At 73.0% G+C, this 13,524-nt stretch carries 13 protein-coding genes; 3 read left to right on the top strand and 10 right to left on the bottom strand.

The features are described 5' to 3' along the window. Positions 1-67: 67 nt before the first annotated feature. From BS75_RS22095 to BS75_RS22075, 5 genes are all read right to left on the bottom strand, one after another. Entirely contained in the window at positions 68-757 is a 690-nt protein-coding gene (locus BS75_RS22095) for a response regulator (RefSeq protein WP_042437504.1), read from the bottom strand. Positions 758-849: 92 nt separating this feature from the next. Beyond that, a complete protein-coding gene (locus BS75_RS22090) occupies positions 850-2,121 on the bottom strand; it encodes a sensor histidine kinase (RefSeq protein WP_034089496.1) in 1,272 nt (423 codons plus the stop codon). Positions 2,122-2,324: 203 nt separating this feature from the next. Further along, a complete protein-coding gene (locus tag BS75_RS22085) occupies positions 2,325-3,338 on the bottom strand; it encodes a D-alanine--D-alanine ligase family protein (RefSeq protein ID WP_042437464.1) in 1,014 nt (337 codons plus the stop codon). A 194-nt stretch (positions 3,339-3,532) separates the two neighbouring features. Continuing rightward, complete coding sequence (gene alr / locus BS75_RS22080) at positions 3,533-4,699, bottom strand: alanine racemase (protein WP_081982508.1); 1,167 nt, start codon at positions 4,697-4,699, stop codon at positions 3,533-3,535. Further along, positions 4,696-5,379 (bottom strand): M15 family metallopeptidase, encoded by a 684-nt coding sequence (locus BS75_RS22075; protein WP_042437465.1) that lies wholly within the window; start codon positions 5,377-5,379, stop codon positions 4,696-4,698. The genes alr and BS75_RS22075 overlap by 4 nt, the downstream gene beginning before the upstream one ends. A gap of 205 nt (positions 5,380-5,584) precedes the next feature. Here BS75_RS22075 and BS75_RS22070 point away from each other — a divergent pair, with 205 nt between their 5' ends. Beyond that, positions 5,585-6,754, top strand: a complete 1,170-nt coding sequence (locus BS75_RS22070; RefSeq protein WP_034089495.1) for a 4-hydroxybenzoate 3-monooxygenase — start codon at positions 5,585-5,587, stop codon at positions 6,752-6,754. A gap of 27 nt (positions 6,755-6,781) precedes the next feature. Here BS75_RS22070 and BS75_RS22065 read toward each other — a convergent pair whose 3' ends face one another. Beyond that, positions 6,782-7,405 (bottom strand): RraA family protein, encoded by a 624-nt coding sequence (locus tag BS75_RS22065; RefSeq protein ID WP_034089494.1) that lies wholly within the window; start codon positions 7,403-7,405, stop codon positions 6,782-6,784. A 252-nt stretch (positions 7,406-7,657) separates the two neighbouring features. Further along, complete coding sequence (locus BS75_RS22060; protein WP_152645755.1) at positions 7,658-7,954, bottom strand: hypothetical protein; 297 nt, start codon at positions 7,952-7,954, stop codon at positions 7,658-7,660. A 7-nt stretch (positions 7,955-7,961) separates the two neighbouring features. Between BS75_RS22060 and BS75_RS22055 the strand changes: the two genes are divergently transcribed. Beyond that, positions 7,962-9,479, top strand: coding sequence for a hypothetical protein (locus BS75_RS22055; protein WP_042437467.1), 1,518 nt, complete (start codon positions 7,962-7,964; stop codon positions 9,477-9,479). 187 nt (positions 9,480-9,666) lie between these two features. Here the strand turns inward: BS75_RS22055 and BS75_RS22050 are convergent, their stop codons facing one another. From BS75_RS22050 to BS75_RS22040, 3 genes are all read right to left on the bottom strand, one after another. Beyond that, complete coding sequence (locus BS75_RS22050; RefSeq protein WP_034087707.1) at positions 9,667-11,142, bottom strand: CHAP domain-containing protein; 1,476 nt, start codon at positions 11,140-11,142, stop codon at positions 9,667-9,669. Positions 11,143-11,465: 323 nt separating this feature from the next. Further along, positions 11,466-11,837, bottom strand: coding sequence for a hypothetical protein (locus BS75_RS22045; RefSeq protein WP_034089491.1), 372 nt, complete (start codon positions 11,835-11,837; stop codon positions 11,466-11,468). 5 nt (positions 11,838-11,842) lie between these two features. Further along, positions 11,843-12,037 (bottom strand): hypothetical protein, encoded by a 195-nt coding sequence (locus BS75_RS22040; protein ID WP_034089490.1) that lies wholly within the window; start codon positions 12,035-12,037, stop codon positions 11,843-11,845. Positions 12,038-12,444: 407 nt separating this feature from the next. Between BS75_RS22040 and BS75_RS51550 the strand changes: the two genes are divergently transcribed. Continuing rightward, positions 12,445-13,419, top strand: coding sequence for a helix-turn-helix transcriptional regulator (locus BS75_RS51550; protein WP_034089489.1), 975 nt, complete (start codon positions 12,445-12,447; stop codon positions 13,417-13,419). Positions 13,420-13,524: the final 105 nt, after the last annotated feature.

Below are 13,524 nucleotides of genomic sequence, written 5' to 3'. Positions count from 1 at the left end.
GGCGCTGCGTTGGACAGGCGCCGCGCCGACCGGGCGCCGCGCCGACCGGGCGCCGCGCCGACCGGCGTCAGCCGCGCAGGTCGTGCTCGTGGGCGAAGACCACGATCTGCACCCGGTCGCGGAGGTCGAGTTTGCGCAGGATGTTCCCGACATGGGTCTTCACCGTGGACTCGCTGGCGAAGACCTGCTGGGCGATCTCGGCGTTGCTCAGCCCCCGGGCGACGGCGGCCAGGATCTCCCGCTCCTTGTCGGTGAGCGTTTCGTAGGCCGACGGCACCGGCTGCCGGGAGCGGAACCGTCCCTCCAGCAGCGCGCCCAGGTCCTCCGGCGCCAGCACGGCGATGCCGGCGTGGACGGTGCGGATCGCGTCGGCGAGCATCGCCGGGGTGGTGTCCTTGAGCAGGAACCCGCTGGCGCCGTAGCGGATCGCGGTGGCGGCACGGTCGTCCAGGTTGAAGGTGGTCAGCACGACCACCCGGACCGGACGCCGCCGCTCGGCCGCCCGGGACGGCTCCAGGATCTGCCGGGTCGCCTCCACCCCGTCCATCCCGGGCATCCGCAGGTCCATCAGCACCACGTGCGGGCTCAGTTCGTCGACCAGTCGGACGGCCTGCCGTCCCTCGCCCGCCTGGCCGACCACCTCCATGCCCTCCTGGGCGGAGACGATCACGGCGACTCCGGCCCGGAACAGCTCCTGGTCGTCGACGATCACCACCCGGATCGGCTCCGCGGCGTCCGGCTCGTCGGCCCCGTCCATCTTCACGTCCCCGTTCACGTCCGCACCCACTCCTGCTCGTGTTTCCCGGCGCGCCGCGCCCGCCGTTGCGTCCGCCGCTGCGTCCGCGCCGCTCACCGCGGCAGCCAAGCGGTGGCGGTGAAGGCCGGGCCGGTGCCCGGGAGCTCCCGGTGGCCCACCGCCAACCGGCCACCGACCGAGTCCAGCCGCCGCCGCATGCCGTCGATCCCCGACCCGCCGAACTCCCCGCCGTCGGCACCGCCGGTCCCGTCCGCGTCGACGGCCACGGCGTTGGTCACCTCCAGTCGCAGCCCCGACCCCCAGTGCCGCAGCACGACCACCGGTTCGCCCCGGCGGCCGTGCTTGAGCGCGTTGGTCAGCATCTCCTGCAGCACCCGGAAGGCGACCGCCTCCGACTCCGGCCGGAGCGCCCCCGGGGTCCCCTCGACGGAGGAGCGCAGCGGGTTGCCCGCCGACTCCACCCCGTCGAGCAGGGTGTCCAGGCTGCCGGACGGCAGCGCGCCGGGTCCGGTCTCGTCGCTGGTGCTGGTCAGCACCTCGCGCACGTCGCGGAGCGACTGGCGGGCCGAGACGGCGATGTTCTCCATCGTCCGGCGCAGCGCGGCCGGGTCCGAGGCGGAGAGGAACTGGGCCGACTCGGCCTGCACCAGGATCACCGCGAGCGAGTGCCCGACCACGTCGTGGACGTCGCGGGCCATCCTGGCCTGGCCCTCGCGCAGGGCGGCTATCTCCTGGGCGTGGGTGCGCTGGGTCTCGGCACGCCGCCGCCGCGCCTCGGCCTCCGCCTGGTCCCGGGCGGCCTTGGCGCGGATCCGCAGCAGCAGACCGACCAGCCAGGGCAGCCCCAGCACCGCCAGCAGCGAGGTGCCCACCAACGACAGCGGGACCACCTCGGCCCTGAGCACGCGCAGGTAGATGGGTGTGTCGATGCCGAAGCGGCGGATCACCACCAGGGCCGTCGCCATGCCGAACGGGAGCGAGGCCCCGCTGAGCCACAGCACGGTGGCGTTCCCGTGCCGCGCGGCACCGAACGCCACGAGCCCGGCCACCAGCTCGACCTGGAGCGCGAACGTGCCGGTCGACAACTGGATCACCGCCGCCAGCCAGAAGAGGCAGAGCGCGGCACCGGGCAGGGCGCGGAACAACCCGGCCGAGACCGACACCAGCAGGACGACCAGCAGGACGTCGAGGTCGAGGTAGCTGCCCCGGTACGTGAGGCCGGCGGACTCCGCCAGGCCGAACGCGCCGGTGCCAAGACCGACCACCAGGTCGAGCCCGCGGGTCCGCAGGAAGGACTGCAACGTCCAGGGCCCGGTCGGACCGGCCGGGGCCGGCCACGTCGACCGGGTCCCGTCGGGGCTCATCGGGCCACCGTCCGGGCCGGGGCCGGGGCCGGGGTCCGGGCCACCGTCCGGGCCGGGGTCGGGTACGAGACGGAGTCGGGTCGGGCCGGCAGCCGTGCTGCCGTCGGGCCGGTGATGACGGGACTTCCTTCCGGGGAGTGCGACGGGTGACCCTGCAATGGAACCACGCTCGGGAACGCCCGCCGAAGGAGCGGATCCCGGCTTCACCGCTGGTCGGAGCCGACCAGCGCCCCGCGCACCAGTTGGTCGAGCAGCGCGGGATAGGGCAGGCCGACGCTGGCGAACATCTTCGGGACCTGTGACTCCGAGGTCATCCCGGGCATGGTGTTGACCTCGTTCAGCACCGGTCCCCCGGCGGTCAGGAAGAAGTCGAAGCGGGCCACGCCGCGGCAGCCGAGCGCGGTGAACAGGGCGAGCGCCGCCTCCTCCAGCTCCTTCCGCTCCTGCTCGGCCAGCGCGGCGGGGAGCAGGAACCGCGCGCCGCCGCCGTACTTCTGCTCGGTGTCGAACAGGCCGCCCTCGCCGACCGCGATCTCCAGCGGCGGTCCGACCAGCAGGCTGCCGTCGGGGCGTTCCAGCACCGCCAGGTCGATCTCGCGCCCGGTGACGAAGTCCTCGACCAGGACCCGGCTGTCGAGGGCGAGCGCCTCCGCCAGGGCCGGGCCGAGCTCCTCGGCCGCGCGGACCAGTCCCACCCCGTGGCTGGAGCCCGCCGCGACGGGCTTGACCACCACCGGGAACTGCTCCGGCCGCAGTCCGGGCGCGGACGCCGCGGTGAGCAGCCGCCCCGGTGCGACGGCGAGGCCGAGGTCGGCGGCGACCAGCTTGGTGGCCCACTTGTCCATCGCCAGCGCGCCGCCCCTGACCCCGGCGCCGACATAGGGCAGCCCGGCGAGGTCGAGCAGCGCCGCGAGCGAGCCGTCCTCGCCGTGGGGGCCGTGGACGACCGGGAAGACCACGTCGCAGTCACCGAGCAGCGCCACCGCGGCGGCCAGGCTCGCCACCGGCGTGACGCCGAGCGGTCGGCCCGAGCCGTCGCCCCGGTGCCAGCGTCCGTCCGGACCGATGGTGAGCGCGAGGACGTCGTAAGCCGCCGGATCGAGTGCGGCCCGGACCGAGGCGGCGGAGGCGAGCGAGACCGCGTGTTCGCAGTTGCGGCCGCCGCCGATGACGGCGACCCGGATGCGACCGGCGGGCGGGGTGGAGGCGTCGGCCACAGCGGGACCGTCCTTTGCTGTCGGGGTTGCGGAAGGAAGGGAGGCGGCGGCCGGAGTCCGGTCGTGCGACGGGTGCGGGCTGCCCGGGCTGTGCCGACGGGTCGCGCCGACGGCCGACATCCGGGTGAAGATGCAGGACTGACGCGGCGTCCGGTCCGGCCCGGCGCCGCGGCCGGACCGTCCGTCGACCCGCCTCATGCCGGGACCGCCGTGCGGCCGACGGTGCGGCGCAGCCGGGACCCGAGGCCGGTCATGACCTCGTGCTCGATCGTGCCGGACCAGCGGGCCCAGTCCGCGACCGTGGGTTCGCCCCGGCCGCCGGGGCCGAAGAGGACGGCGGTGTCGCCGTGCTCGGCCGGCCGGTCGCCGGTGTCGACGACCAGCTGGTCCATGGAGATCCGGCCGACGACCGGGCACCGGCGGCCGCGCAGCAGCACCTCCGCCCGGCCGGAGGCGGCCCGGGGCAGGCCGTCGGCATAGCCGACCGGCAGCAGCGCCAGGTGGGTGCGCCGGGCAGTGGTGCCGAGGTGGCCGTAGCCGACCCTGGCTCCCGCCGGGACCGTGCGGACGGTCACCACCGGGGCGGTGAGGGTGAGCGCCGGCCGCAACGGAGTGCTGCCGGTCGGGTCGATGCCGACCAGTCCGGCGCCGACCCGGCTCAGGTCGAAGCGGGTGCGCGGATCGGTGAGGGTGGCCGAGGTCGCGGCGAGGTGCCGGTGGCGGGGCCGGAGCCCGGCCGCGCGCACCGTGCCGAGCGCGGCCCGGAAGTCCTCCAGTGCGGCGTCGGTGCACGGGTCGCCGGGGGTGTCCGCACAGCCGAGGTGGCTCATCACGCCCACCACCTGGACCAGGCCGATCAGTTCGGCCTGCCGGGCGCGTCGGCAGAGCTCCGGCCAGCCGGCCGGGTCCGAGCCGTCGCGGGACATCCCGGTGTCCACCTGCAGGTGCACCCGGGCCCGCCGCCCGGTCGACGCGGCGGCCCGGACGACGGCCTCCAGGTGCGCCGGGCCCGGCACCGCGAGCTCGATCCGGGCGCGCAGGGCGGTGTCGAAGTCGGCGTCCACCGGATTGAGCCAGCTGAGGACCGGTGCGGCGATGCCGTGGGCCCGCAGTGCGGTGCCCTCGGCCAGGGTGGCCACGCCGAGCGCGACGGCGCCGTGCGCCAGCGCGGTGCGGGCCACGTCGGCGGCACCGTGACCGAAGCCGTCGGCCTTGACCACGGCCATCAGCGCGGCGGCACGGCCGGCGAGCAACCGGGTGTTGGCGGCCACCGCCCCCAGGTCGATGTGCAGCCGGGGCCCGGCCAACGCCTCGCGGACGGCGGGGTCGCCGGCGTCCCGCGTGGCGGCGAGCGCGTTCACGCGGCCTCCGCCCCGGCCGGGACCGGGCCGTAGCAGGCCCGGTCGGCACCGGTCCGGTGCGCCCAGTAGCGGTCGCCGAAGCTCCAGTGCCACCACTCGGTCGGGTAGTTGACCAGCCCGCTGCCGGCCAGCACGAGCCGGAGCAGTTCCCGGTGCGTCCGCGCCTCGCGGTCGAGGTCCGGGGCGTCGAAGTAGCAGGCGCCGTCGCTCTCCTCCGGGGTCGCGTCCAGCGGGCAGCCGAGCCAGAGTTCGCGTCCCTCGGCGTCGGCGAGGGTCAGGTCGACGGCCGCGCCGGCGACATGCGGGGCGACGGCGAGCGGGGCGACGTACCGGCTGGTCAGCCGGTCGATCTCGGCCGCGTCGGCCTCCGGCCTGGTCCGCCGCAGTGCTGCCGAGTAGCCGTCGATGATGGCCTGCTGGTCCACGGACCGGCGGAATCCCTCGGAGAGCCGGAGCCGCAGCCCCTCCGGCAGCGCCTCCTGCGCGGCCGCGAGCCGGTCGGCGAGCCCGGCCCGGACCAGCCGCCCGGCACCCGTGGCCGGGCCCGGCATCCAGTCGAGCGGCACCAGCGGCTCGCCGTTGTCGTCGACCGGGATCCGGGCGACGCGCGGGTCGCCGATCAGGACCGGTGCCGGCGGGGGGCAGGTACGGGATGTGGTGCCGAGGTGGACGGTGCTCATGGTTCGACCCTAGGAATCAGCCTCCCCCCGCCGCCTCCGCCTCAGGTGCCGGGCTCCGGTACCTGAGGACCAGAACCGCCGGGGGCGGCCCTGCGTCGGCGCGTACTTGCCGGGGCCGGTGGCCGGGCCGCAGAGTGGACGCCGGAGCAGTCGGCACACGGAGCAGTCGGTACACGGAGCAGTCGGTACACGGAGGGTGGGGCACATGGTGCGGGAGAGGACGACCGTCGTGGTCGTCGGCGGGGGACCGGCCGGACTGACCCTGGCCGCCCTGCTGCGACGCTGTGACGTGCCCTGCATCGTGCTGGAGGTGCGTTCCCGCGAGCACATCGACAAGCGGCAGCGGGCCGGCATCGTCGAGTACCAGGTGGCCCGGATGCTGGAGGGCTGGGGCCTCGCGGACCGGTTGCTCGGTGACGCGCCGCAGGACGGCTGCCTGGAGCTGCGGGTGGACGGCGCCCCGTACGTGATCGGCGACAACGCCATCGGCGGGACGCTGTGCCCGCAGCAGGTGCTGGTGCGCAACCTGATCGACGTGCTCCTGGACGAGGGCGCCGACCTGCGCTTCGGCGCGGCCGAGGTGGCCCTGCACGGCCTCACCGGCGAGCAGCCCACCGTCACCTACCGCGACGCCGAGGGTGAACTGCACGAGATCGGCTGCGACTTCGTCGCGGGCTGCGACGGCTACCAGGGCGTCAGCCGGGTCAGTGTCCCCGAGGGCGTCCTCGACGTGACCACCCACGACCACGGCGGCCTGACCTGGCTGACCGTCCTGGCCGACGCGGCGCCGCCCCGGCACCCGCTGATGGCCGTCAGCGACCTGGGCTTCGCCGCGCACTTCGCGCGCGGTCCGGGCGCGAGCCGCTTCTACCTCCAGTGCGGGGCGGCGGAGACGGTGGCCGACTGGCCGGAGGAGCGGATCTGGGAGCAGCTGCGCCACCGGCTCGGCGACCCCGGTCTGTCGGCCGGCGCTGTCACCGAGACCGAGGTCTTCGCCCACCGCAGCGTCATCCACGACCCGATGAGCCACGGCCGGCTGTTCCTGGTCGGCGACGCCGCCCACATCATCTCCCCGCTGGGCGGCAAGGGGATGAACCTCGCCCTCCACGACGCGGACGCCTTCGCCCGGGCCGTCCGCGACGCCGTCCACCGGGACGACCGGGCAGGACTGCGCGACTACTCCCGGGTCTGCCTCCAACGGATCTGGCGGGCCCAGGAGTTCTCGCAGTGGCTACTGGAGACCACGCACGCGGCCGGCGACTTCGCCCAGGCCGGCCCGTTCCGCCGGGGCCTGGCCCGCGCCCGGCTGGACCGGCTCACCGACTCGGCCACGGCCGGCCGCCTCTACGCCGAGTTGATGGCCGGCCTGACCTGAACCGCGCCGCCGTCCGGTCGGCCACGTTCAGCCGGCGAAGCCCTGCTCGCTCAGCGCCTTCTCGATCCGGGCGCGGTGCTGCTCCTCCCAGGCGTCGAGGGTCTCGGCGGCCTCCTTGGCGAGCCTGGCCCGGGCCGCGTCCAGCACCTCCGCCTGCCGGGCGGCGGGCACGACCACGACACCCTCCTCGTCGGCGACCACGATGTCACCGGGTTGCACCAGCACCCCGCCGCAGCGCACCGGTCCGCCCAGCGCGCCGAGGGCCTGCTTGGTCCCCGGAATGGGAATGACCCCGCGTCCGAAGACCGGGAAACCCGCCTCGCGGACCTCGCCCAGGTCCCGGACGAGACCGTCGACCACGAACCCCGCGACCCCCCGGCGCTGGGCGACGGCGCACACGTTGCCGCCGGCCAACGCGTAGTCCACGTCGCCCGACTCGACCACGATCACCGATCCCGGCTCCGCCCGGTAGATCGCCGCATGCAGCATCAGGTTGTCACCGGGCGGGCACTGCACGGTGTACGCCGGACCGGCCAGGCGTGGCACCGGAGTCCACAGCGGACGGACACCGATGTCCATGACCTGCTCCCGCCCCAGGAGATCGGCGAGCGTGGTGGGCGGAACCTCCCGGTAGGCGCTGCTGTCGCTCATGTTCTTCCCTCTCGTCCTGGTTCCGGTACTGACTGCTCGAACTCGTTCTTCGAACTCATCCTCGCGGGCGGCGCTCCCGATCCGCCGTCGATGACCTGCGCGGATAACAATTTGTACGTCAACTCCGGCAGGCCGCAACGGCAAATGGTGCACGAGCCACAAGTCGCACACAGAGGCCCCCTAGGGTTCAAGCGCAGCACTCGTGCCTCTACGGAAGCACGAGTCTCGCCCATCACTGTTCAGGGGGATTCCTCAGGTGCGAATGCGTACCGCTCTTCCGGCCGCGACAGCCACCGCGCTGCTCGCGTCGATGCTGGCCCTCCCGGGCCAGGCACTTGCCGACACCACCTCGGCCCCGGCCGCCACGCCCTCGGCGTCGGTCACGGCCCCGGCCTCCGCCGCTCCGGCGGATACGACCACTCCTTCGACGTCGCCGTCCGACACGACGTCGCCGTCCGACTCGACCTCGCCGTCCGACACGACGTCGGCTTCGGCCTCGACGTCGGCTTCGGCCTCGCCGTCGTCGAGCGACACCGGCACGCCGGTCATCGGCAACGTGAGCCTGGTCAAGACGGATGCCGGATCGGTGCTCCAGGTCACCACCCCGCTGGCGGACCCGGTCACCTGGCTGTCGGCCGTCCTCACGCCCGGTACCACCGGCTCCACGCCGGTGGCCACCGTCACCCTCCAGCAGTCGAGCCCCGGCCTGTGGCAGAGCGCCCCGCTCGACCTGGGCACGTTCGGCGACTACGTCTACACGATCGATGCAACCGACGCGGCCGGCACCCACGTCGCCGCGCCGACCATCGGGAACATCGACTACAACCTCTCCCCGTGGTTCCACGACATCGCCGGCGCCCCCGCCACCCTGTCGTACGGGCACGAGATACTGAGCGTCTCCGGCCACGTGGACACGTACAACCCGAACACGGGCTACACCACCACGCCGTACGCGTCCGCCTCCATGAGCTTCGACGGCAGCGGGTTCTGGTCCGCCGCCGACGGTTCCTTCAGCGACAGCATCGGCAACGCCGTCGGGTACAACGCCCGGCCGACCACGACGAGCGTCCAGTACTCGGTCGGGGCCTTCGGCGCGGACTGGACCACGGTCGACAGCGACCCGCTGACCTGGGCCGTCGCCCCGGTGGAGCAGACCAGGATCACGCTCGACCACACCTCCGGCGCCGGGCTCGGCGTCGGCAAGCTGCTGCCGATCACCGGCGTCGTCCAGTTCCAGGACACCGACGGCACCTGGAAGCCGCTGGCCGACTACCCGGTGCAGCTCGGCGGCAGCGGGTTCAGCTACATCCAGTCGGCCACCACCAACTCCAGCGGTCGCTTCACCCTGGACGCGAACGTCCCGACGGCGCCCACCACCTGGGGCGTGGACCTGCCGGCCGGCACCTACGCGGCCGACCCGTACCTGGCCCCCTCCTCGGCCACGTACCAGGTCGTCTCGGTGCTGCAGCAGCTCAGTCTCCAGCTGAGCAACGCCAGCATCGACCAGTTCTCCGACCTGACCTTCGATCAGACCGTCACCAGCACCAACGGGCGGTTCCCGGCCAACCGGGTCTACGTGCTGGAGTCCCCCGACGGCCGGACCGGCTGGAAGAACCTCGGCTACATCCCGGTCTCCGGGAACACCTACGGGCAGGCGATCACGGCCTGGGTCGACAACCCGCACGGCTACTGGCTGCTGTACTCCCCGGCGGGCTACGGCTTCGCCGCCTCCTACAGCAACGTCGTCCACACCTTCCGGTTCCAGACGGCGATCGTCGGCGGCAAGCCCAACCGCACCACCGTCGCGAAGAACACCTCCATCGTCTTCCAGGGCACCCTGTACGACCGTGGGTACAACCCCTGGACGGTCTTCGCCCACCAACAGGTCGACCTGTTCTTCCGCCCCTACGGCAGCAAGAGCTGGTACTACATGGCCCACACGACCACCGACTCCCACGGCCGGTTCTCGCTCTGGAGCAAGGCCGTCACCGGCGGGACCTGGCAGGTTGTCTACCTCACCGGCAGCGTCTGGGACGTCGACGCCGCCGGCCCCGCCACCTACGTACACGCCTGACGCTGTACACGCCTGACGCGAACTGAGCCGATCCCGGTCACCCGGAATCGCTGAACCCTCGCGCCACCAGGAGGCCGGAACCCGCATCGGGTTCCGGCCTCCTGAGTTGTGGCCCTCCTGCCCGGGGTGGGTGTGAGGGCCACGGTGCGGTGCGGGGTGGTGCGGGGTTGGTGCGGGTTGGGGTGGGTCAGTTGGTGCTGGTGGCGATGGCGCCGAGGCCGGCGGCGTTGCCGGGGATGTGGTAGACGCTGGACCACTTGCCGGTGCCGTAGTTGGCGTCGATGTTGTAGAGGGTGTTGTCGGAGCCGGTGAAGTACAGGTGGACGACGCTGCCGATCGCGGCGGCGGAGAGGGACCCGACGCCGGCCGCGCCGCCGGGCACGGTCGTGACGCCGGTCCAGGTGCCCTTGGAGTAGTCGCCGTCCTGGTTGAACAGCGTGTTGCCGGAGCCGGTGTAGTAGAGGTGGTCGATGCTGCCGACGGTGGCGACGGCGAGGTTCTGCACCCCGGAGGCGTTGCCGGGCAGCGCCATGACCGAGGACCAGGTCCCGGTGGTGTAGTCGGCGTTGAGGTTGTAGATGGTGTTCCCGGCGCCGGTGAAGTACAGGTGGACCGAGTTGCCCTGGGCGGTGGCGGTGATGTTCTGCACCCCGGCCGCACCGCCCGGGACGGCCTGGACCGCGGACCAGCTGCCGGTGGTGTAGTTCCCGTCGGTGTTGTAGATCGTGTTGTTGGACCCGATGTAGAACAGGTGGACGGTGTTGCCGACCGCGACGGCGGTCACCTCACGCGCCCCGGCCGCACCGGGGATCTTCTGCCAGCTGCCCCAGCTGCCCGTCGCGTAGTCGCCGTCGTTGGTGTAGACCGCGTTGTCCGAGCCGATCGCGTACAGCCGGGTGACCTTGCCGGTGCTCGCGGCGGCGACCTTGGTGACCCCCGCCGCCCCGCCCGGGACGCTCTGCAGCGCGGACCACGTGCCCTTGGCGTAGTTCCCGTCCTGGTTGAACAGCGTGTTGCCCGAGCCGACCATGAACACGTGCACGGTGGTGGCCGGGTCGGACGTCGGCGTCCCGGTGCCGGTCCCGTTGCCGCCGATCGGCGCGACGTAGCCGCTGATGCTCATCCCCATGTAGGAGCTGTAGCCCAGCGCACCGCTGTAGGGCCCGTCCTGGTGGACCGCCGAGGTCGCGGCCCAGTTCCCGCTGGTGCCGTTCTCGTCGCCGCCGACGGTCTCGATGGTGCCGTCCGCGTTGACCTGGGTGACGATCGCGACATGGTCCGCGGACCCGGCCCCGTTGTAGTCGAACACGACCGCGTCGCCGACGGCCGGGGTCCCGGTCAGGCCGCCGTTGTACTGCCCGAAGCTGCCCGCCGCCGCGGTCAGGCCGCTCACGTTCACCCCGTCCTGCTGCCACACCCACTTGGCGAAGTCCGCGCACCACAGCTCCGGGCTGCCGCCGTTGCCGGTGCACGAGGACTCGTAGCCGCTCCCGCCGGCACTGTTGGTGTCGCAGGCCCCGTGGCCCAGGTTGGCCTGGGCGATCTGGGCGACCGCCGAACCGGTGTCGGCATGGGCCGGCAGCACCGACAACCCGGTCACCGCGGCCGCCGCGACCAGCGTCGCAATGCCGTTGCGGCGGAACTTCGCACTGAGAACAGACACAGGAATCTCCTTGAAGGAAGCACAAGCGAAATGAGGGAAGGTGGTGCGTGGTGCGGTGTCAACTGCCGGACCCGCGAGGGGCCCGGGTGTGGGATGGCACGGCCGGCCCGCACGAGGGCGTGCCCGGCTGGACGGCTGGCCTGCAGGAACAGCCGTCACGGTGAGAGGTGCAGCGAAAGGACATGCCCGGGAGTGCCAGGGGTGCCGGGGGTGCCGGGGCCCGGCCGGAACCGGGCGCGGACACGGAGGTCCGCTCGGACGGCTGCCCTGCAGGAACAGCGGTCGTCACTATCAGCGGCACAGACGGTGCGGTGCGGGACGGGTCAGCCGGCGGGACGCGGCTGCCGCACCCCGGAAGACGCCGACGGCGCCGACGGTGCGGGTGGCGCCGGTGGTGCGGGTGGTGCGGGTGGGAGGTAGCGGTGCCGCAGGAGCGGCGAGGCCAGGTGGCAGCGGTGCAGGAGCGCGGCCGCCCGCCGCTGCGCACCGTCGGGGTCCTGGTCGGGACTCTCGGGGGTCCGCAGGAACAGCAGCAGGTCGATCCGGTCCGGCCCGGCGCGGCCGGAGGCGTGTTCGAGGCGGTCCTCGGGGACCGCGTGCGCCCACAGCACGTCCACGATCTCGGCCCGCTCGGTCGGCCCGTCCGCCGCCCGCGCCCCCCGGTTGCGGTCCAGGGAGGTGTAGACGATGTCCACCGCGCTCAGCCCCAGGAGCCGTTGCCGTCGGCGACCACACCGGCCGGGGCCGGGACACTCACCGCGGCCTGGACCACGGCCGCAGCAGCAGCCGGGGCGGCGGCCGGGGCGGCGACGGCCACGCTGCCGGGCAGCATGACGACCGTGCCGACGGCGAGGGCGGCGACCGCGGCGGCCTGGGCGAGACGGGTACGGATCATGGCAGTGAGTCCTTTGCTGAAGGAGGGACGGGTGTCCATCTCCGGATCTCGCGTCCCGCGGTGACGCTTCGTCCGGCTGCCGTTCGGGCTGTTCCCTGCCGGCAGTGACCAGCTTCGTCGCAGATCAACACCCCCGGAAGAGTTTCCGGGTGTCGCCAAGATGCCTGTCGGGATTGCGACACTTTGGCATGGACATTTCATGTCCATTGCATCCACCAAAGCCCGCTTTCGACGGGGCGCACAACGGCGTATTCACCCCACCAGCCGCTAAACGGGAACCGCGCCCATCTGCCCCTGACCTGCCACTTAACCCCGCAGAAAGAAACTTGAAGGCGGGCAGGGCAACTGCGATCATGGTCACGCCAGGTGCGGCCGGGGGGCGGCACCGCACCCGAAGGGGTATTGCGATGCTGGAAACACTGGGGCTGACCGCATTGGCCGGAGCCGTCTACCAGGCCATGCTCGACAATCCCGGTCACGGCACCGCGGACCTCGCCGACCTCTGCGGCATGCCCCTGGGCCAGGTCCACGACTGCCTTGAGGAACTGGCCCAGCTCATGCTGGTGCGCGCCTCCAGCGAGCATCCCGGGCAGATGCGCGCGGTCACCCCCGAGGTCGGTCTGACCGACATGCTCGCGCGGCAGGAGGCCGACCTGGCCTCCCGTCAGGCCCAGCTCGCCGCCTCCCGCGCCGCCGTCACCCGCCTGGTCGCCGACCGTGCCAACACCCAGGCCAGCCACGGCGAGCGACTGATCGGTATGGACGCCATCCAGGCCCGTCTGGAACTGCTGATGCGCAACGTCACCACCGAGTGCGTCGGCGTCCACCCCGGTGCCACCCAGCGTCCCCAGGACCTGGCCGCCAGCCGTGAGGGAAACGCCGACGCCATAGCGCGCGGCATCACCATCAAGTCCCTCTACCAGGACGCCACCCGCAACGACCCGCACACCACCGCCTTCGCCCAATGGCTACTCAGCCTGGGCAGTGAAGTCCGCACCGCCCCCGTCCTGCCGCAACGCCTGGTCATCATCGACCGCACCCAGGCCCTGGTGCCCATCGACCCGACCGACACCCGCAAGGGCGCCCTCCACATCACCGAACCCGGCATCGTCGGCGCCCTGTTCGAGCTCTTCGAGCAGGCCTGGGCCACCGCCGTCCCCCTTGGCGCCACCCGCGCCAGCGACCCCGAGACCGGCCTGACCGACACCGAACGCGAACTCCTGCGCCTCCTCGGTACCGGCCTCACCGACGACACCGCCGGACAGCGTCTGGGCATCTCCTCCCGCACCGTCAACCGACACATGGCCTCGATCATGGAACGCCTCGGCGCCAGCAGCCGCTTCGAAGCCGGCATCAAGGCCGCCCAGAAGGGCTGGCTCTGACCTCCGGCGTGCCGTTGCCCAGAGTCGGTTGCCGAGCCCCGCGGCTCAGGCCCGGCGATGTGCCCCAGCGATGTGACCCAGCGATGCGGCCCGGGAACGCGTCCC

This window comes from Streptacidiphilus albus JL83 (assembly GCF_000744705.1).
GTDB classification, from domain to species: domain Bacteria; phylum Actinomycetota; class Actinomycetes; order Streptomycetales; family Streptomycetaceae; genus Streptacidiphilus; species Streptacidiphilus albus.
The sequence above is the reverse complement of the archived record's forward strand: the minus strand, read 5'-3'. Positions and strand labels throughout refer to the sequence as shown.